The organism is Glutamicibacter protophormiae, from assembly GCF_016894325.1.
Taxonomy (GTDB): Bacteria; Actinomycetota; Actinomycetes; order Actinomycetales; family Micrococcaceae; genus Glutamicibacter; species Glutamicibacter protophormiae.
This window is the reverse complement of sequence record NZ_CP069806.1, coordinates 1,640,245-1,659,763: the sequence shown is the minus strand read 5'-3', so window position 1 is coordinate 1,659,763 and position 19,519 is coordinate 1,640,245. Positions and strand designations below refer to the sequence as shown.

The 19,519-nt window shown below is 64.3% G+C and carries 14 protein-coding genes; 6 read left to right on the top strand and 8 right to left on the bottom strand.

Annotated features, from left to right (window positions below; genetic code table 11):
- Positions 1-104: 104 nt before the first annotated feature.
- The gene (locus tag JQN66_RS07680; RefSeq protein ID WP_204677269.1) at positions 105-1,589 is read left to right on the top strand and encodes a glycosyltransferase; all 1,485 of its coding nucleotides are present in this window, start codon (positions 105-107) and stop codon (positions 1,587-1,589) included.
- Entirely contained in the window at positions 1,576-1,902 is a 327-nt protein-coding gene (locus JQN66_RS07675; RefSeq protein WP_204677268.1) for a hypothetical protein, read from the top strand. Before JQN66_RS07680 ends, JQN66_RS07675 begins: the two co-directional genes overlap by 14 nt.
- A gap of 104 nt (positions 1,903-2,006) precedes the next feature.
- Here the strand turns inward: JQN66_RS07675 and JQN66_RS07670 are convergent, their stop codons facing one another.
- Positions 2,007-2,876, bottom strand: coding sequence for a VOC family protein (locus JQN66_RS07670; RefSeq protein ID WP_204677267.1), 870 nt, complete (start codon positions 2,874-2,876; stop codon positions 2,007-2,009).
- Between the two features lie 229 nt (positions 2,877-3,105).
- Here JQN66_RS07670 and JQN66_RS07665 point away from each other — a divergent pair, with 229 nt between their 5' ends.
- Both JQN66_RS07665 and JQN66_RS07660 read left to right on the top strand, forming a co-directional pair.
- Entirely contained in the window at positions 3,106-4,815 is a 1,710-nt protein-coding gene (locus tag JQN66_RS07665) for an AMP-binding protein (protein WP_204677266.1), read from the top strand.
- Positions 4,816-4,995: 180 nt separating this feature from the next.
- Positions 4,996-6,708, top strand: coding sequence for an AMP-binding protein (locus tag JQN66_RS07660; protein ID WP_204677265.1), 1,713 nt, complete (start codon positions 4,996-4,998; stop codon positions 6,706-6,708).
- 87 nt (positions 6,709-6,795) lie between these two features.
- Here JQN66_RS07660 and JQN66_RS07655 read toward each other — a convergent pair whose 3' ends face one another.
- The 6 genes from JQN66_RS07655 to JQN66_RS07630 form a co-directional block, all read right to left on the bottom strand.
- Positions 6,796-7,986 carry a hypothetical protein gene (locus tag JQN66_RS07655; RefSeq protein WP_204677264.1) on the bottom strand — a complete coding sequence of 397 codons (1,191 nt, stop codon included), beginning with the start codon at positions 7,984-7,986 and terminating at the stop codon, positions 6,796-6,798.
- Between the two features lie 97 nt (positions 7,987-8,083).
- A complete protein-coding gene (locus JQN66_RS07650) occupies positions 8,084-9,310 on the bottom strand; it encodes a hypothetical protein (protein WP_204677263.1) in 1,227 nt (408 codons plus the stop codon).
- Positions 9,297-10,859 (bottom strand): signal recognition particle protein, encoded by a 1,563-nt coding sequence (gene ffh / locus JQN66_RS07645; RefSeq protein ID WP_204677262.1) that lies wholly within the window; start codon positions 10,857-10,859, stop codon positions 9,297-9,299. Before ffh ends, JQN66_RS07650 begins: the two co-directional genes overlap by 14 nt.
- Positions 10,860-11,025: 166 nt before the next feature.
- Positions 11,026-12,531, bottom strand: a complete 1,506-nt coding sequence (locus JQN66_RS07640; protein ID WP_204677261.1) for a M23 family metallopeptidase — start codon at positions 12,529-12,531, stop codon at positions 11,026-11,028.
- A gap of 243 nt (positions 12,532-12,774) precedes the next feature.
- Entirely contained in the window at positions 12,775-13,995 is a 1,221-nt protein-coding gene (locus JQN66_RS07635) for an ammonium transporter (RefSeq protein WP_204677260.1), read from the bottom strand.
- A 440-nt stretch (positions 13,996-14,435) separates the two neighbouring features.
- Positions 14,436-15,986, bottom strand: a complete 1,551-nt coding sequence (locus JQN66_RS07630; RefSeq protein WP_204677259.1) for a hypothetical protein — start codon at positions 15,984-15,986, stop codon at positions 14,436-14,438.
- Between the two features lie 154 nt (positions 15,987-16,140).
- Here JQN66_RS07630 and JQN66_RS07625 point away from each other — a divergent pair, with 154 nt between their 5' ends.
- Complete coding sequence (locus tag JQN66_RS07625; RefSeq protein WP_204677258.1) at positions 16,141-16,791, top strand: DNA-3-methyladenine glycosylase; 651 nt, start codon at positions 16,141-16,143, stop codon at positions 16,789-16,791.
- Positions 16,792-16,878: 87 nt separating this feature from the next.
- Here JQN66_RS07625 and ftsY read toward each other — a convergent pair whose 3' ends face one another.
- Complete coding sequence (gene ftsY / locus JQN66_RS07620) at positions 16,879-18,069, bottom strand: signal recognition particle-docking protein FtsY (RefSeq protein WP_204677257.1); 1,191 nt, start codon at positions 18,067-18,069, stop codon at positions 16,879-16,881.
- A gap of 167 nt (positions 18,070-18,236) precedes the next feature.
- Here ftsY and JQN66_RS07615 point away from each other — a divergent pair, with 167 nt between their 5' ends.
- Positions 18,237-19,469, top strand: coding sequence for an MFS transporter (locus JQN66_RS07615; protein ID WP_204677256.1), 1,233 nt, complete (start codon positions 18,237-18,239; stop codon positions 19,467-19,469).
- Positions 19,470-19,519 lie beyond the last annotated feature (50 nt).

Here is a 19,519-nt window from a genome sequence, read left to right as displayed (position 1 = left end):
GCCTGCGCCAATCCATGGCGAGTTTCACGTAGCGTAGGCAACAACTTGACGCGGCCCGCTGGGTGAGAAGCCCGGCGCCTTGAATCATCGTAAGGATTGCATCTGTGGACATTCAGACGGAGCCCCTCGACGCCTACATGGTCACCTGGCAGGTGGAGCTGGAATTCGGCGGCATGACCACCGTCTGCCTCCAGCGCGCCGCGGCGTTTGCCGAACGCTACGGGCACGCGTCCGTGGTGACGTTCAACGCGGACCCCGCATACGAGGTGGTGCTCCAGAGCCTGCGCGAGCGCGGCAAGCTCTCGGAGAAGGTCCGGCATGTGAACTTCTACGAGCATCTGGCGGCGCATCCGCTGAAGCCGCAGGCCAAGCTGGCGGCGGCGAAATTCGTTCCGGAGCATACCGGCTTCAGGGCCGCGTTCAGCAACACCTACCTCGACTCGGACACTGCCACATTCAGCGAGCAAAGCTACGCCGGCCCGGAGAAAGAGGTCGAGCGCAAGTCCTACTTCCGCCGCAACGGAACGGTATACCTGACCGATACCAAGTTCCCTTCCGGCGGCACGGAACGCCGCCTGCTGGAAGTTGTCAACGAATCCGGCGCGGTGACCGCGCGGTTCGCCAGCGCCGCCGCGTTGTACCGGTACTGGCTCTCCGAGCTGGTGGACCACGAACATTCGCTGGTGGTCGTCGACAGCAAGTTCTCCGCCAAGTTCCTCAGCGCCTGGAACACGGTCCACGTACCCAAGCTGTTCGCCTTCCACAGCACGCATGTCAAGGCAGGGCAGAACCTGCTGACCGGTGCGCTCGCCGACGGGCATGCACCGATGATCGAGCACCGCGCGAAGTGGGACGGCTTCGTTTTCCTGACCGAGGCGCAGCGCAACGCCTACGTGGCGCGTTTCGGGGATGCGGAACGCACTTTTGTCGTGCCTAATCCGATACGCCAGGGATCCATCCAGCCACCGTTGCCGCAGCGCAACCCCGCCCACCTGATTGCCGCAGGATCCCTGACCGTCAACAAGAACGTGGCGGCCTCGATCAAGGTGGTTGCCGAGCTGAAGAAGCGCGGGCTGGAGGCCACGCTGAACGTGGTTGGCCAGGGCTCGCAGCTCAATGCGCTGGAGCAGCTGGCCAGCGACCTGGAAATCCGGGACAACATCGTCTTCCACGGGTATTCGGACCAGGTTCCGCGGCATTTCGCTGCCTCGGCCATCCAGCTGATGACCTCGACCAACGAGGGGCAGGCGCTGGTGCTGATCGAGTCGCAGCAGCAGGGCTGCGTGCCGGTGTCGTACGACATCAACTTCGGCCCGGCCGATTCCATCACCGACGGGCACAACGGGTTCCTGGGTCCCCCACGGGGACATCACCGCGATGGCGGACAAGGCCGAGGCGTTGATCCGCGACCAGGAGCTGGCGGCGCGCATGTCGGCCAACGCGAGGAAATTCGCCGAGGACTGGGCCAGCCGGGACATCGTAGCCCTGTGGATCAAAACCAGGGACGAGGCAGCCAGGCTCAAGAAGTCCGGCTCCCCCGAGAAGCTCGCGGCATTCACCGCGGATCTGCAGGGCATGGAATTCCTTGACGGGTCGGTGAAGATCCGCTTCGCCCACGGCGTGCCGGCACCGGTGACGGGCCAGTTCGAGCTGGTGCTCATCGGGCGCGATTCCAAGGAGGTCCTCGCCAGCATCCCCGCCAGCGAGGTGGCCGCGGAGAACGCGGCGTTCACCGTCAGCACCGAGATCCTGGCCCAGCCCGGCGTCGCGGATGCCATTGGCGACGCGAGCGTGAAGTTCAGCAACGGCTCAAGCTCGGAAACGAAGCGGCTGCGGCTCGCGGACCCGGTGCTCGTGCCGTACCTGACGGCCTACAACAACCTGTCGATCAAACGCGTCTGATCCGGACCAGTTCCGGACGTCCGCAGTTTGGCGCGCCAATGGGTAGCGATCCGCAAGGATCGCTACCCATTCGTTGTGCGTGCTCGAGGGCGTCGGGCTGGCGCCTAGCGCACGGCGACGCGCAGCTGGTTGTTCCACGGATCCTTGAACTGCAGCTCGGATCCGGTGTGATGGTTCTGCACACCCGCGAAGTCCAGGCGTTCGGCGATCTTGCCGATCTCGTCCTGGGTCGGAACGTTGATCAGCACCTCGCCCAGGCCCAGGGTGTCCTTGCGGGGTCCTGCGCCGCGGGAATTCCAGACGTTCATGGCCATGTGGTGGTGGTAGCCGCCGGCGGAGACGAACAGCGCCTGGTTGCCCAGGGCGGCGGTCTGGTCGAAGCCCAGGGTCTGGACGTAGAACTGGTGGGCCGTCGCGACGTCGCCGACCTGCAGGTGGACGTGGCCGACATCGGCGCCGGCCTGCTTCTGCCCGGTGACCGCTTCCTCGGTGAGGTGGGTGTTCAGGAAGTTGTTCGGATCCAGGTAGATGGTGTCCATGGAGACCTGGTCTCCGGTCCAGGTCCAGGTCTCGCGCGGGCGGTCGAAGTAGAGCTCGATGCCGTTGCCTTCCGGATCGGTGAAGTAGAAGGCTTCCGAGACCAGGTGGTCCGAGCTGCCCACGAAGCTGCTCTGGTTGTACTGCGCGGCGGACAGCACGGTGGCGGCCAAATCAGCCTGGGTCTTGAACAGCAGGGCGGTGTGGAACAGGCCTGCTTCGCCGCGGGCCGGCAGCTGCAGACCGGGGGCCGGTGTGAGCTCGACCAGGGTTTCGGCGCCGCGTCCGAGGCTGGTGCCGGCGGCGCTTTCCTTGAGCACTTCCAGGCCCAGGGCCTGCTGGTAGTAGGTGCTCATGGTGTCCAGGTCGCCGACCTTGAGCTGCACGGCATTCATCGACAGCTGCTCGGGGAGCTTGTCTTCCTTCAGGGGTGCCATGGTCGGCGTCCTTTCTGCGGTGGGTCATCTTCCTTGATTTCAGAGTACGCTTCTTTAGTTGAAGCTTCAAGCTTTATCGTCAAATGTGGCCCACGTCCCTGAATTCCATCCCGGGCGCAACACTCCGAGCTCGGCAGGCTCTTCCCCTTTGGTAGGACGTCAAAGTATATTGGCCAGTGACCGTCGTCACTCACAAGGGGGCGGGGAATCTGCGAGCTGGAGGATACACATGAGCGTGACCGAGGAATTCCGCACGGTACGGGATCAGCTGATCGCGTGGCGCGAAGACTACCAGCTCGCCTGCGAGCAGTTCTCCTGGCCGCGCTTCACCCACTTCAACTTCGGCTTCGACTGGTTCGACCAGGTCGCCGCTGACCCGCGGCGCGCGGACGCCCCGGCGCTGGTGATCACCGAGATGGACGGCTCCTCCACCCGGCGCACCTGGCGCGAGCTGTCCCAGCGCTCCACCCAGCTGGCCCGCTGGCTCAGCGATGCCGGGGTGCGCCGTTCGGATTCCATCGCGGTGATGCTGGGCAACCAGGTGGAGCTGTGGGAGACCATGCTGGCCGGCATCAAGCTCGGCGCCATCCTGGTCCCCTGCACCACCCAGCTGACCCCGGCCGACCTGGACGACCGCATCCAGCGCGGCCACGTCTCTTGGGTCATCACCAACGAGGCCCAGACCCCCAAGTTCTCCTCGCTGGACGGGGACTTCACGCTGGTGCAGATCGGCGGGACCCCAGTCGCGGGATCGCTATCCTACGCAGATTCCTTCACCGCGCCGGTGGAGTTCGCCCTTGACACCCCGACCCGCGCCGAGGAGCCGCTGCTGCGCTACTTCACCTCCGGCACCACCTCCCGGGCCAAGCTGGTGGAGCACACCCACGTCTCCTACCCGGTGGGGCACCTGAGCACGATGTTCTGGATCGGCCTGGAGCCCGGGGACGTGCACCTGAACGTCGCCTCCCCCGGCTGGGCCAAACACGCCTGGTCCAACCTGTTCACCCCGTGGATCGCGGAGGCGACAGTCTTCGTCTATAACTACGAGCGCTTCGACGCCGGCGCGCTGATGGAGCAGATGGCCCGCGAGAAGGTCACCAGCTTCTGCGCCCCGCCCACCGTGTGGCGGCTGCTGATCCAGGCGGACCTGACCCAGCTGGAGACTCCCCCGGCCAAGCTGGTCTCGGCCGGGGAGCCGCTGAACGCCGAGGTCATCGACCAGGTGCAGCGCGCCTGGGGCCAGGTGATCCGCGACGGTTTCGGGCAGACCGAAACCACCGTGCAGATCGCCAACCCGCCCGGCGAGCGCATCGTCATCGGCGCCATGGGACGGCCGATGCCCGGCTACCAGGTGGTGCTGCGCGACCCGCTGACCGGGCAGGAATCGGACACCGGGGAGATCTGCCTGGTCACCGATCCGCGGCCGCTGGGGCTGATGAACGGCTACTTCGAGGACGCGGAGAAAACCGCGCAGGCCTTCCGCGACGGGGTCTACCACACCGGGGACATCGCCGAACGGGACGAGCACGGGGTGCTCACCTATGTGGGGCGGGCCGATGACGTGTTCAAGTCCAGCGACTACAAGCTCAGCCCCTTCGAGCTCGAATCGGTGCTCATCGAGCATCCGGGGGTCGGCGAGGCGGCGGTGGTTCCCGCCCCGGACGACCTGAGGCTGAGCGTACCCAAGGCCTATGTGGTGCCGGCCGCCGGCTACACCGCAGGCGCCGAGCTGGCCGAGAGCATCCTGGCCTACTGCCGCGAGCACCTGGCCGCCTACAAGCGGATCCGGCGCCTTGAATTCGCTGAGCTGCCCAAAACCATCTCGGGCAAGATCCGCCGGGTCGAGCTGCGCCGGGCCGAGGAGGAACGCCACCGCACCGGGGACGCCCCGGGCAGGGAATACCGGGACACCGATTTCCCGGGATTGTCCTCCAGCTAGCCCGCAGCGCCGGAGCGGCGCACGCGCCGCAACCGTGTTTTGATCAATATTGCCGGTGTTGTGCAAGTCGACCGCACAACCTGACGCAACAATTCGTCCACAGTGAGCACCAGAGTATATTGAGCACAGAAACGTTCACCCTGCTGTCCGTGCAGTCTGCCTGCCGCGGAAAGGACTCCCATGAGTAACACCGAGAAGTTCCGTGCGGCGCGCGACCTCCTCCTGGCCCACCGCGACGACTACGCCGGTGCGCGCAAGGCCTTCAGCTGGCCGCAGTTCAGCGACTTCAACTTCGCCTACGACTGGTTCGACGAGGTAGCCAAGGATCCCGCCCGCGCCGACACCCCGGCGCTGATCCTCACCGAGCCGGACGGCAGCAGCGCCCGCTACAGCTGGGCCGAACTCTCTCGGCGCTCCACCCAGGTGGCGCGCTGGCTTTCGGAGAACGGGTTCAAGCGCCAGGACACCATGATCGTGATGCTCGGCAACGAGGTGGCGCTGTGGGAGATCATGCTCGCGGGCATGAAGCTGGGCGCCGTGATCATCCCCTCCACCACGCAGCTGACCAGCGTAGACCTGGCCGACCGCATCGAACGCGGCAAGGCCAATTGGATCGTCACCAGCTACGACCAGCTGCCCAAGCTTGAGCAGGTGCCCGGGGACTACACCACCGTCCAGGTGCGCGGCGAGGCCGCCGCGGGCACCCTGCACTTCGATGACTCGCACCAGGCTCCAGCGCAGTTCGCGCTGGACACGCCCACGCGCGCGGATGAGACCCTGCTGCTCTACTTCACTTCCGGCACCACCTCGCTGGCCAAGCTGGTGCAGCACACCCACGTGTCCTACCCCGTGGGGCACCTGGCGACCATGTTCTGGATCGGGCTGGAACCGGGCGACGTGCACCTGAACGTCGCCTCCCCCGGCTGGGGCAAGCATGCGTGGTCCAACTTCTTCGGCCCGTGGATCGCCGAGGCGACGGTGTTCGTCTACAACTACGAGCGCTTCGATCCCAAGGCGCTGATGCACCAGATGGATGTCGAGAACGTCACCAGCTTCTGCGCCCCGCCCACCGTGTGGCGCTACCTGATCCAGGCCGACCTCTCGGTGCTGAGCACTCCCCCGCGCAAGCTGGTCTCCGCCGGCGAACCGCTGAACCGCGAGGTCATCGAGCAGGTGCGCAACGCCTGGGGCCAGGTGATCCGCGACGGCTACGGGCAGACCGAAACCACCGTGCAGATCGCCAACCCCCCGGGAGAATCCGTCAAGGTGGGCGCCATGGGCCGCCCGATGCCCGGCTACGAGATCGAGCTGCGCAACCCGACCACCGGCCAGCTGGCGGAGGTCGGAGAGATCTGCCTGCGGCTGGATCCGCGGCCGGTGGGCCTGATGAAGGGCTACTTCGAGGACCAGAAGAAAACCGACACCGCGACCCGCAACGGGGTCTACCACACCGGGGACATCGCCGAACGCGATGCCGAGGGGGTGCTGACCTATGTGGGCCGCGCGGATGACGTGTTCAAGTCCAGCGACTACAAGCTCAGCCCCTTCGAGCTGGAATCGGTGGTGCTGGAGCACCCGGCCGTCGCCGAGGCCGCCGTGGTCCCCTCGCCGGATCCGATGAAGCTGTCGGTGCCGAAGGTGTTTGTGGTGCTGGCGCCCGGCCATGAGCCGTCCGCCGAGACCGCCGAAAGCATCCTGGGATACTGCCGTGTGAACCTGGCCCCGTACAAGCGCATCCGCCGGCTGGAATTCTCCGAGCTGCCCAAAACCATCTCGGGCAAGATCCGCCGGGTGGAGCTGCGCCTGGCCGAAAGCGACCAGCACGCCCAGGGCAAGGTGCCGCCGAAGGAATACCGGGACACCGATTTCCCGTCGCTGAAGTCCCTGGGCTGATCCCCGGGGTGCGAAAAGACCCGAGGGGCTCGGACAGCCACGCTGTCCGGGCCCCTCGGGCAATAATGCTCGATATTCGGCGTGCGGCTACTTGCCGCGCGCCTTCACGGCGCCCAGGAGTCCCTTGCCCAAGTAGTACAGCCCGTCCGCGTACCAGGCGATCATCAGCAGGTTGCGCAGCGGCTTGGGAACCGAGGACAGCTTGGGGCACTTGGCCAGCGCCAGGTGGGCCAGCGCCCCGGAGCCAAGCACCGCCAGGCTGGAGGTGATCAGCGCCTTCGGGCCCCAGCTGCCGCGGTAGAGCAGCTTGGCCAGGCCGCTGGCTTCCCGTTCGTGCTCGGCCAGGGCGGCCTTGATGGTCTTGACCGGGCCGCCGGTGGCGACCACGCGGATGTTCTCCGGCAGCGGCTTGCCCGTCAGGTAGTCCACGCTGCGCACATCGAAGCCCAGCAGGGCCACGAAGCGCTTGAGGTTCTTCAGGCTGCCCGGCGCCTTGACCAGCGCGAGCGCCTCCTGGAGCTTTGACTCGTCGCTGATGAATTCACCCAGGGTTTGGTCGTCTTCCGTCTCCCAGCCCAGCAGCGAGGCATCCAGCTCGGCCAGCCGGTCCGCGGCCGGGCTGCCGGCCTCCGGCTCGATGATCACGGTGCGTTCCAGGTCCACGAAGTAGCGCACCGACTTCGGGAAGTAGCTGCGCCGGGAGCCGACGCCGGTGACCAGCGCGCTGAGCGTGTTGCCGTGGCGGGTCAGCGAGAGGAAGGGGCGGTTGGAGCGCGCGATGGTCGCGGTGAACACCGGTTCGGCGGACATGGCCATCAGCCCGGTGCCGTGGTTCCACAGGGTGAGCACGTTCTCCTCCAGCCCGGCGGCGGCCACCAGCTCGGAGCCCTTGAGCCTGCGGCCGTGCACCAGTTCGGTGGTGGACCCGTAATCGCCCAGCACGTCCTCATCCGGGGTCGGGCCGTCGATTTCCTCGCCGTCCAGCAGCACGTAGTCGGCTTGCGTGGAGTTCTTCAGCTCATGCACCAGCTTGGTGACCCGGGAGCCTTCGCGCAGCTTGCCCCTGGCGTCCACGCGGTAGAGCACCGCGTCGCGGGCGGGGCTGACCGTGGCGATCTGCGCCGCAACCTCGGTGGCGTGCTCGCGTTCCACGGAGCCGCCGACGAAGCCCAGCAGGCGCCGGTCCGCCAGGGCGGTGCGCACCACCTCGGCCGCCTCGGGCTTGTCGCCCAGGAAAATGAACTCGATGTCGAGGTAGCTGAACTCGCTGGAATCCACGAAGGTAAACCCCTTTGGGATGGGTGGGACGGGTGCTTGTTTTAATCATAGGCGCGCGGCGGGCGCCCGCCGCGGATTAACCCGCGCACTGCCTTGGCTAACGCCGGCGCCGGCCCCGGATCCAGCGCACCACGCCGAACACCAGGTTCCCGGCGGCGTCCACGTAGCCGACCGCCAGGATGAGGACCACCAGCCAGGCCGGAGCCCAGGGGCGGTCCCATTCGGTGCCGGCGAGCATCAGCGAGAAGACCAGCGCCTCGATCACGCCCCAGGCCAGCTGCAGGCCGGGTTTCCAGGACATCGCATTGAACCAGCGCGGGGCGGCGCTGCTCTTGCGCGCTTCCATCGCCATGGCCCGGCCCATGGCCTTGCCCAGGCCCATCGGTTCAATCGGCGTCGAGCCGGCCGGCACGCCGGCCTCCTGCAGGTACCGCGCGGACTCGGGGTCGTGGCCGAAGGCCACGAGCACCTGCTGCGCGGCCTGCGGGCCGCCGGTGCCGGTGAGCACGCGTCTCAGGATCTCGATGTCCTGCGCCGAGACCTTCATGGTGCTCAGCTCGTCCAGTTCCTCGGGGTCGGGGGCCAAGTAGTGGGTTTCAAGCACCTGCAGCTGCTCCCTGGCGTCGGTGCCGGCCGGGTGCTGCACCGCAGGGCTGGCGGCTACCGGCCAGATGTGCACCCAGGCAGGTTCCCCGCCCAGCTTGGAGCTCTGTTTCGGGAACCAGAAGCTGGCGGTGTAGCGCGGGCCGGTGCGGCTGATCATGATGGCAGGATACTGGTCGCCGTCGAGGTAGCCGCCGATCAGGAAGCCGTCGTGCACCGCGACGGCGGTGCGCTGCGGATCCTCGGGAAGCAGCAGGTGCCACGCGGTTTTGGAGGCGGCGGCCAGCAGCTGCAGGTCCGGCTCGGTCAGCGCCCCGGCCAGCAGCGTGCGCCCTGCGGGCATCTCTTCGAGGCGGGCATCCTGGATCGGTTCCCCGCTTTGGGCCTCGACGTCGTCCTGGTCCGCGTACAGGGCGCCGGTGCCGAACTTCAGCGCCAGCGCGAAGTCCTCCACCTGCTGCCCCAGCCGGGTGCTCCCGTCGGCGGCGGCCAGCAGGATCAGCCCCTCCAGGTTGACCGCGATGCCAACCTCGATGAGCACCAGCCCGTTCCACGGCGCCGGCTCGGAGACCAGCGCCAGGACCTCGCGCTCGGCCAGCACCGTGCGCACCGCGGCTTCGGCCTGCGCGCCGGGGGTGTTTTCGAAGATAAGAGTCAGGGCGGCGACCAGCGTTTCGGGCTGGCCGCCGCCCTGTGGCGACTCGTGGCTACTTCTTGCCAAGGTACTTCTCGAAGCCCGCCGGCAGGTTCAGGCTCGACGGGTCGAAGTCCTGGGCGCCCTGGCCGAAGGCGGCGCCGGACGGCGCGGAGGCCTTCTTCTGCGAGGATTCCAGCTGGGCCTGCGCGGCCTTGGCCGGGTTGCCGTACTTGACCTGCTTCTTGCCCTTGCCCTTGGCCTTCGCCTTGCGGGCAGCGCCCTTGCCGGCGCCGGGCATGCCCGGGATGCCGCCGCCGGCGGCCATCTTCTTCATCATCTTCTGGGCTTCGGCGAAGCGTTCGAGCATCTGGTTGACCTCGGAGACGGCGACACCCGAACCCTTGGCGATGCGGGCGCGGCGCGAGCCGTTGATGATCTTCGGGGCCACGCGCTCGTGCGGGGTCATCGAGCGCACGATGGCCTCGACGCGGTCGATCTGGCGCTCGTCGAACTGCTCGAGCTGCTGGCGGGAGATCTGCGCGCCGGGCATCATGCCCAGCAGCTTCTTCATCGAGCCCATCTTCTTGATCTGGGCCATCTGGGCGAGGAAGTCGTCCAGGGTGAAGTCTTCCTGGTCGGCGAACTTCTTCGCCATCCGCTCGGCTTCGCCCTTGTCCCAGTTCTTCTCGGCCTGCTCGATCAGGGTGAGCACGTCGCCCATGTCCAGGATGCGGCTGGCCATGCGGTCCGGGTGGAAGACCTCGAAGTCGTCCAGGTTCTCGCCGGTGGAGGCGAACATGACCGGCTTGCCGGTCACCGAGGCCACCGACAGGGCGGCGCCGCCGCGGGCGTCGCCGTCCAGCTTGGAGAGGACCACGCCGGTGAAGTCCACGCCCTCGTGGAAGGCCTGGGCGGTGTTGACCGCGTCCTGGCCGATCATGGCGTCGATGACGAAGAGCACTTCATCCGGGGCGATGGCGGCGCGGATGTTCGCGGCCTGGGCCATCATCTCGGTGTCCACGCCCAGGCGGCCGGCGGTATCCACGATCACGATGTCGTGCAGCTTGGCCTTGGCCTCGGCCACGCCGTCGCGGGCCACGGTGACCGGATCGCCGGTCGGGGTGTCGAACTCGGAGGAGACGCCCGGGTGCGGTGCGTAGACCGGCACGCCGGCGCGTTCGCCGTTGATCTGCAGCTGCTTGACGGCGTTCGGGCGCTGCAGGTCGCAGGCCACCAGCATCGGGGTGTGGCCCTCGGCCTTCAGGTGCTTGGCCAGCTTGCCGGCCAGGGTGGTCTTGCCGGCGCCCTGCAGGCCGGCGAGCATGATCACCGTGGGAGGGTTCTTGGCCAGGTTCAGCCGGCGGGTCTCCCCGCCGAGGATGGCCACGAGCTCCTCGTTGACGATCTTGACGACCTGCTGGCCCGGGTTCAGCGACTCGGAAACCTCGATGCCGAGCGCGCGTTCCTTCACCTGGGCCACGAAGGCGCGGACCACCGGGACGGCAACGTCAGCGTCCAGCAGGGCGCGACGGATTTCGCGGACGGTACCGTCGATGTCTGCCTCGGACAGGCGGCCCTTGCCGCGCAGGTTCTTGAAGGTTGCTGTCAGGCGATCGGAAAGTGAATTAAACACGTGCCGGGCACTTCTTTCGATAGGTCTTGTGGTGCGCAGTTAAATCGCACAGGACTCGACTACCAAGAATATCAACAATCCGACACTTGGCTAACCGTCGGCGCACCCAAGACCGTGTGAAATCCGTTTTCCGGCGCGTAGCGGCGGCGGCGCCCGTCCCCAGGGGTCATTCCCCGTCCACCCGGCCGGGGGTGCGGGCGGCGGTTTCCGGCTCCTGGACGGCGTCCGGCTCCGTTGCCGCGGCGCCGCTGCGTGCGGTCTCGCTCGGCTCGGCGGCCGGCGGGGAATCCGCGGCCGGACTCTTCTGCGTGGCCGGCGCCTTGGCGGGAGGCGTCGCCGCCGGCGTGTCCGGAGCCGCAGTATCCTTGCTCGGCTTCACCGGGGTGCCCGGCGCGCCGGGCGCTTGCGGCTGGCTCGGCGGCGTGGCGGTGCCGTTCTGCGCGGATGGTGCGCCGGGCTTCACGCTGCTCGGAGGCGTGGGCGCAGTCGGCGTGGCGGTGCCGCTCTGGGTCGGCGTGGCTGAAGGTTCCTTTGTCGCCGTCGCGGTGGGCTTGGCCGGTTTGGTCGGCGTAGGTGTAGGGCTGGGTTTGGCAGTAGCGCTCGGCTTCGGTGTGGCGCTGGGCTTGTCCTTGGACGGAGGCTGGTGGGTCGGTGCCGGGCTGGGCTTGGGAACCATCGGGGTGTCGTCCTCGGGCACCACGACATCCGGGTTGTCCTGCGTGTCCTTGGAAGGCTTCTGTTCCTTCGCTGGCGCCGAAGGCTTGCTGCCCTTCGGCGCGCTGTTGGCGCTGACCGTCAGCCGGCGGGAGTCGACCATGGCCTGGGCCTGGCCGGGGTTCAGCGGCAGGTAGTTGCGCGGATCGTGCCAGCGGCCGTTGATGATGACCTCGAAGTGCACGTGGCAGCCCGTGGAGTTGCCCGTGGTCCCGGAGCGGGCAATCAGCTCTCCGCGCTTGACCCGCTGCCCCACCGCGGCGATGAGCACCGAATTGTGGCTGTAGCCGGTTTGCACGTTGTGGCCGTGGTCGATGGTGATGCGTTTGCCGGAGTGCCCCGCCCAGGACGAGACCGTGACAATGCCGTCCTCGCTGGCATACACCGGGGACCCGCAGGCGATGGGATAGTCCTGGCCGATGTGGATCTGGTTTCCCGGGCCGGTCGGGTTCGCGCGCCACCCGTAGGGGCTGGAGATCCGCCGGGTCTTGACCGGCGGCAACAGTTCCAGCCCGCCCGGGAGCCTGCCGATCTGCCCGACCTCTCCGATCAGCAAGGTGGAGGCGTTTTCCGCGCGGATCTGCGCGCCGGGGGCCTGCGGGCCGCCGACCAGCTGCTCAGTCGGCGCGGCGGGGCCGGGTCGCTGCGCGTTTTTCATCATGAAGGAAGGACGCCCGTCGATGTCCAGGACCTGTCCAGCACCTCCGAACACCGCCAGCGGGGCGTACGGGTCGACATGGACCGCGTCGCTGGTGATCTCCCAATCCATCAGTGCCGCGGCAGACGCTTCCATGCCCGCGGCCCGTGAATGATCCGGGCCGGCCATGAGCGGTGTGGCCAGCGTGCCGGAGATGCCCAGTGCCAGCACGAGGCTGGCCGCCCCGTACAGCGCGCGCTTGTTTTCGCGCGGCCTCCCCGGAACGGCCGGTTCATGGTTTACCTGATGACGCCTTTTCATAATTTGCCAGTCCCCAAACTGCAAATCCAAAGTGGCCTCCAGCGTATCGACTCCGGGCCCACATAGCCAGAGTTTTCTGGCGGCGTTTGTCCCGGTACAGCGGCAGATGCCGGAACCCCAAGGTTTTCCCAGCAAACAGAACCGCCGGTGGCTGCTTGGCCCACCGGCGGTTCTGTCCGGGCCCCGGTGTCCCGGGACCCTTCCCCTATGTTGTCCAGCTGGATTTTCTCCAGCGGGCAACGGCTACTTGGTCATCAGCTGGTACCCGCTTTCGTTGTGTTCCGCCGCGTCGATGCCGGCGATTTCGATGTCGGCCGGGACTCGCCACGGGCTGATCTTCTCGATCACCGTTGCGATGACCCAGGTCATGGCCGCGGAGAACACGATGACCACCAGCAGTGCCATGAACTGGGAGACCAGCTGGGCGAATCCGCCGCCGTAGAACAGGCCACCGGCGCTTTCTGCGGTCGGCATGGCGAAGAATCCGAGGAACAGGGTGCCGATGACGCCGGAGACCAGGTGCACGCCGACCACGTCGAGCGAATCGTCGTAGCCCAGCTTCCACTTGAGGTTCACGGCCCAGGCCGAGCCGGCGCCGGCCAGCACGCCCAGCAGCATCGCGGCCCACGGGGCGATGTCAGCGCACGACGGGGTGATGGCCACCAGGCCGGAGACCAGGCCGGAAGCGACGCCCAGCGAACTCGGACGGGCTCCGCGCAGCTTCTCCACCATGATCCAGCCCAGCACCGCGGCACCCGGGGCGGCCAGGGTGTTGACCCAGATGAGTCCGGCCTGCTCAATGGTGGTGGCGGCACCGGCGTTAAATCCGAACCAGCCGAACCAGAGCAGTCCTGCGCCGAGCATCACCAGCGGAGTGTTGTGCGGCTGCGGGCGGTCGTGGAAGTTGTGGCGCTGGCCGAGCTTGAGCGCCAGGACCAGGGCCGCCACACCGGCGTTGGTGTGGACCACCGCGCCGCCGGCGAAGTCGATGGCTTCGCCGAAGATCTTGCCCAGGAACCCGTCGGCGGAGAGCATGCCGCCGCCCCAAACCCAGAAGGCGACCGGCGCGTACACCAGGGTGACCCACAGGGGAACGAACATCAGCCACGGGGCGAAGCGAGAACGGTCCGCGATGGCTCCGGAGATGATGGCCACGGAGATCATGGCGAAGGTTCCGGCGAAGCCCGCCGCCAGCAATCCGGACTCCGGGGTGTTGTGCAGGGCGAAATCGCTGATCGGGTTGCCGATGATTCCGGCGATGGCCGGTTCGCCGGCGGAGAACGAGTACCCCCACAGCACCCAGACGATTGCGGTGATGGCCGCCGCGGAGAAGCTCATGAGCATCATGTTGACCACGCCGGTGGCCCGGGTCATTCCCCCATAGAACAGCCCGAGCGCCGGTGTCATCAGTAGAACGAGTGCTGCGGCGATCAAGATCCAAAGACTGGCGACATCCAGCTCCATCTAGTCCACATCCCCTCACGGTGTTTGGTGTATCGGTGAATAATTTCTGTTGACTTAACCGGATTACTCGGCGTTCGTCTCAATACATAATTCTTGGCCACCGATGTTTCACCTTCCTCCACCGCTCGTTTCGAATGCGTGACAAAGCGAGCCCGCGCGTAACGGTCTGTTTCCCGCCGTGTTACCGATGCGTTTCAAAAATCGCACCATGCGAAAACCGCGGCAGCCGATGAACGGCTGCCGCGGCAAGTAGGTGGCAGCGGGACCCGATCGGTTCCAGAGTCTAAAGAGAATCCAAGTACCACCACCGTGCATTGCAACCGGATGCGCTGTTAGCCGCCGATTCGATACCAAAATTCACGTATTTGGCAAGGCTTAGCCGGCGATCCGCACGCGAACTATTCAAGCTGCAATGCAAGTAACAGGTAGAAACTGGAGAACTATTTTTGCGGGACGTATTCGTAGAGCTGGGCACGGCCCCGTTCCAAATCTTCTTCCCGCGCTCCTCCGTCCGGCCGCTCAGCGACCCAACGGAAAGCTTTATCGGATTCGACAAGATGAACGTCTGCTTGACGGAGCACAACCCACTGGGCTCCGTATTTTTCCATGAGTTCCGCTCGGCGCGAAGGATCAGTGTTGTTCTTGAAGAACTCTCGTGTATCTTCCCGTCGGATTTTCTCCTCGTCACCAAGAAATGGGTCGGGCCACGCAGCCATCACGGTGAAACGTCCATATCCTGGAGCCATGGCTCTGGCATCCCAATCGCGCGTCATGATGGACTCTCCAAAGCCTATATGCTCAGTCATCCATTTATAGTCACCTTTTGGCATTCTGGATCCAAACGTCGCGTCTAGGGCTACCGGGTAGTTTCCTGGCGAAATAACGTTGATGAATCCGCTTTGGAAAACGATTCCCCCGATGATTGCGGTACATCCTAGGAACGCGAAGGAACGCTTGAGTCGGCACCCTCGGTCCCTGATCCAGGTGGCGATCGCAATTCCCAGCGCAATCTGACTAAGCAACGCGACAGGAGGAAAAATGCGCGCCAAATAGAAATTTTCGGTAACTCCGCCATAAACGAATACCGACAAGCAAATGACAATCGTATAGACAAGTGGGTCTCCCCAATCCTTGCGAAGCCGATAGATCAAAACGGGTACGGTGAGAAGCAGCAGCGAATAGCGTCGGACCAAGTCCTCATACAACGGTTTGTGCACGGCATTAAAGCCATCGACTCCTCCCGTTGCGTCGAAGAGGTCATACCACGGCCAAACGGCCACAAAAGCACACACGCTCGTAGCTATAGCTGCGAAGCTCAGGAGTGACCCGCGGTCGAGGCTCTTAGCATTACGAACAATATAGATTCCCGCATAAATGCAAACGCCAAGGGCTGTGAATTGGTGGGACAGCAATACTGCAGATCCCAGAATTGCCGCAAGAGCTGTGTAGACCACCAGCCCAAGTCGAGTCCGGTCGACAGCAATAATCTTTGTCAAGAGCACCCAAACCCATAGTCCAGCACCAACCGCAAAGGTTGAAGGGTATCCGATAGACAAGATGAGGCTTGGGAAAGATACGAAACCGCTCCAATAGAAGAATCCAGTTCCCCAAATGAAGAAGGTACATAAAAGAGCAAAGACGGGAGCGTATCGGTTCGTGCTCATTGTTTTAACGAACGCGTTGAACCCCGACATGAAAAGTACAAGGTTGACTATCGCACCAAGCCTCAAAACATTGAACGTATCGATGGCGGCAAGCTTTGCGACAACCGACCAGAAAACCATGTAGGGAGAGAAATAAGGATTGCCAAGACCCGGCTCATTCACCATTGGATCACTCGGTGCCCAAAAATTTTCCCGAAGTTGCGCCAGCGTTGCCGCATGAACGAAGAGATCGTTCGAAGCAGGAAGCACTAAAATAACGACTATAAAAAACGCGCCAATCGGCAGGCTGAACCATAAAAACGGTGAAAAATAAGAACGTCGTTGCACCTTGTCACCATACGTAGGTCGAGATTATTCGTGAAATCCAGTCGCCTTCAATACTCAGTTCGGCCTCCCCTATGACTAATTCTCGGCACTTTCTGAGCGCGAACCAACAGTAGCGCTTTGACAAACAACGAAAAATTTTACCCATACTAGGGACATGGATCGTGAGTTCTTTGCCGCGGACGCGCTTGAGGTCGCACCGCGGCTCCTCGGAGCAGTACTCGGTTTGAGCAGCCCTGAAGGCACCGTTCGCCTGCGCATCACCGAAGTCGAAGCCTACATGGGATTGGGAAGCGGCGGACGCTATGACCCGGGTAGCCATTCCAAGGACCGGAAGACGCAGCGCAACGCCTCGATGTTCCTGGGGCCGGGGCATGCCTACGTCTATTTCAGTTACGGAATGCACTTCGCGCTGAATTTGGTGTGTTCGCCCGCCGGCATCGCCTCCGGTGTACTGATCCGCTCCGGGGAGATCATCGACGGACGGGAGCTCGCCAGGGAACGCAGGCTGCGCAAACGCCCACCTGGAACCGATCCGGTCACGCTCTTGGACCGCGACCTGGCGCGAGGCCCGGGAAATCTCGCCACTGCCTTGGGCATCAACCGCCCACAGCACGACGGCTTGGATCTTCTCGCTGCGCCGTTCAACGTGGAGGAGCGAACTCGGGTTCCTGCGGCCATTGCTTCCGGGCCCCGCGTCGGCGTCGCGGGTATTGCCGGCGGTCCACAGTTCCCATGGAGATTCTGGATTCCGGGAAACAAGTCTGTTTCAGCATTCAAGCCCGGGCGCAATGCGCCACGGGCTTGAACTACTGAACTTTCTTGCCTAAACGGGCAGTGATTAAGCACATTCCGCAGAAAGCAAGTGTGAAGGTCTCCTGATGTAAGGCAATTTTCAGCCTTCCAACAGAGCGTCGACGAACGCTTCGGGGTCGAACGGAGCCAGATCATCCGGGCCTTCACCCAATCCGACGAGCTTCACCGGTACACCGAGCTGTCGCTGAATCGCGACTACGATGCCGCCCTTGGCGGTGCCGTCCAGCTTGGTCAGCACGATGCCGGAGACGTTGACAACCTCGGAGAACACCTTGGCCTGGGCGAGGCCGTTTTGGCCGGTGGTTGCATCCAGCACCAGCAGCACTTCGTCAACCGTTGCCTTCTTTTCAACGACACGCTTGATCTTGCCAAGCTCGTCCATCAGTCCGACCTTGTTCTGCAGGCGACCGGCGGTATCGATCATGACGATATCAACTTCCTGCTCGATGCCAGCGGACACGGCTTCGAACGCAACAGACGCAGGATCTGCTCCATCGATGTCCGACCGAACCGTCGGCACGCCGACTCGGTCGCCCCAGGTGGCAAGCTGCTCGGCAGCTGCGGCACGGAAAGTATCCGCTGCGCCAAGGAGCACGTCCTTGTCCTCTGCGACCAGTACGCGGGCCATCTTGCCGATGGTCGTGGTCTTGCCGACGCCGTTGACGCCAACCACCATGATGATGCTCGGACGGTCAGGATGCGGCTCGGGGAGGTAGGAGCGGTCGAGGCTTGGATCAACCAACTTGAGGAGTTCTTCGCGGAGCATGGCCTTGACCCGCTGCGGGTCGCGGCTGCCTTCTACCTTCACCCGTTCGCGCAGCGCGTCGACAAGTTCCAGAGTCGGCTCGGTGCCGAGGTCTGCGAGCAGCAGGGTTTCCTCGATCTCGTCCCAGACGTCCTCGTCGATGGAGTCCTGGCTGAGCAAAACCAGCAGGCCCTTGGAGAACATGTTGTTGGACTTGGTCAGGCGTGCGCGCAGTCGGGCTAGGCGCCCTTGGACTGGTTCAGGAACATCCAGTGCGGGAGCACTTGGGGTCTCGGGCTCAACGACTGAAACAGGCGCTTCGGTTGCATCCGTGGTGGCGGCTGAGCCTTCGAGGGTGTCAGTTTCGCCTCCAGCAACGGTGGCGCTGGGAACGTCGTCAGCGTCACGCTCTGTTGTGTATGGAGTCTTAGGCTTGCGGCCCTTGGCTACGAAGGCGGTGGCAACAATGCCCACCACTACAACGACCGCGACAATGATGATGGTAAGTAATAGCGAATCGGTCACGTTCTAAATCGTCTCATATCTTCGGCGTTTTCCCGGCTTCAGTGATCAAACCGTCTACCGGCAACTTTGCTGGGAAAGACATAGAATGGCATGTGGTCCTCAGACCACTAGTTCTTGACAGAAAGGCTGACCGCCGCAGGCAGCGTCCTGACGTCGCGGCGATGATTATGGCATTTACCCAGAAGGCTCCTGCTCGCCCTCCAATTCCGGCCGAAATTCGGGTGCTGCTGGTTGCGGCGTTCATCATTGCTCTGGGCTTCGGCTTGATCGCACCGATTCTCCCCCAGTATGCGGTGAGTTTCGATGTAGGTGCAGCCGCGGCGACCGTGATTGTCAGCATCTTTGCCTTCACCCGGTTGATCTTCGCCCCGGTGGCGGGCGTGCTCGTGGGCAAGCTGGGCGAGCCTCGAATCTACGTCACCGGCGTGCTGCTCGTCGCAGTCTCGACACTGCTCTGCGCAGCAGTGCAGGACTACACTCAGCTCCTGCTGGCCCGGGGATTGGGCGGATTCGGCTCCACGATGTTCACCATTTCCGCAATGGCGCTGATTGCCAGGTTGTCTCCCGGAGAGTCCCGAGGCAGAATTTCCGGCTTGTATGCGGGATCGTTCCTGCTAGGCAATGTGGCCGGTCCGGTTTTGGGCACTGTCTTGGCCCCGCTGGGGATGCGCCTTCCTTTCGTGATTTACGGTATCGCCTTGGTAATTGCCGCGATGGTGGTTTACATGGCGTTGGGCCGTCGGCGGGATCTTGACGAACGGGCCAAAAATCCGGCGAGTGCGGCGACTGCAATCGAAGTTGTCACCATGCGCCAGGCCATGGGATCTCCCACCTACCGGGCAGCACTGTTTTCCGGGTTCAGCTATGGGTGGCTGGCTTTCGGAGTGCGCAACAGCATGATCCCGTTGTTCGCGCTTGCGGTCTTCGGCCAAGCTCAGGGGCAGTCCGTCGCGGGAATTTCATTGGCCATCTTCGCTGTGGGCAACGGTTGCGCGCTGCTTTTCTCCGGAAAGCTCACCGACCGTATCGGGCGGAAAATCCCTGTCCTGATTGGCATGAGCGTACTGATTGTGAGCATCGGCGCGATGGGCTTCTTCACGTCGCTTGCCGGGTTCGTGATTTGTTCGGTGATCGCCGGCTTCGGCGCAGGAACCTTGGGGCCAGCACAGCAGGCTTCCGTTGCAGATGTCATCGGCTCGGGCCGCAACGGCGGAAAGGCCCTGGCTGGGTTCCAAATGTGCCAGGATCTGGGTTCCATCATTGGGCCGCTGATTGCCGGTGCCATGGCGGACTTCTGGAGCTACCAGCTGGCATTCAGCGTCTCGGCCGTAGTGGGCTTGGTCGGCGTTGTTGCTTGGCTGCTGGTTCCCAAAGTGCCGAAACCAATTCCTTCTAGCTAAAGACCGCGTATGACGTATGGTGGTGCGTTTCAGCGAGCCGTCGAAAATAT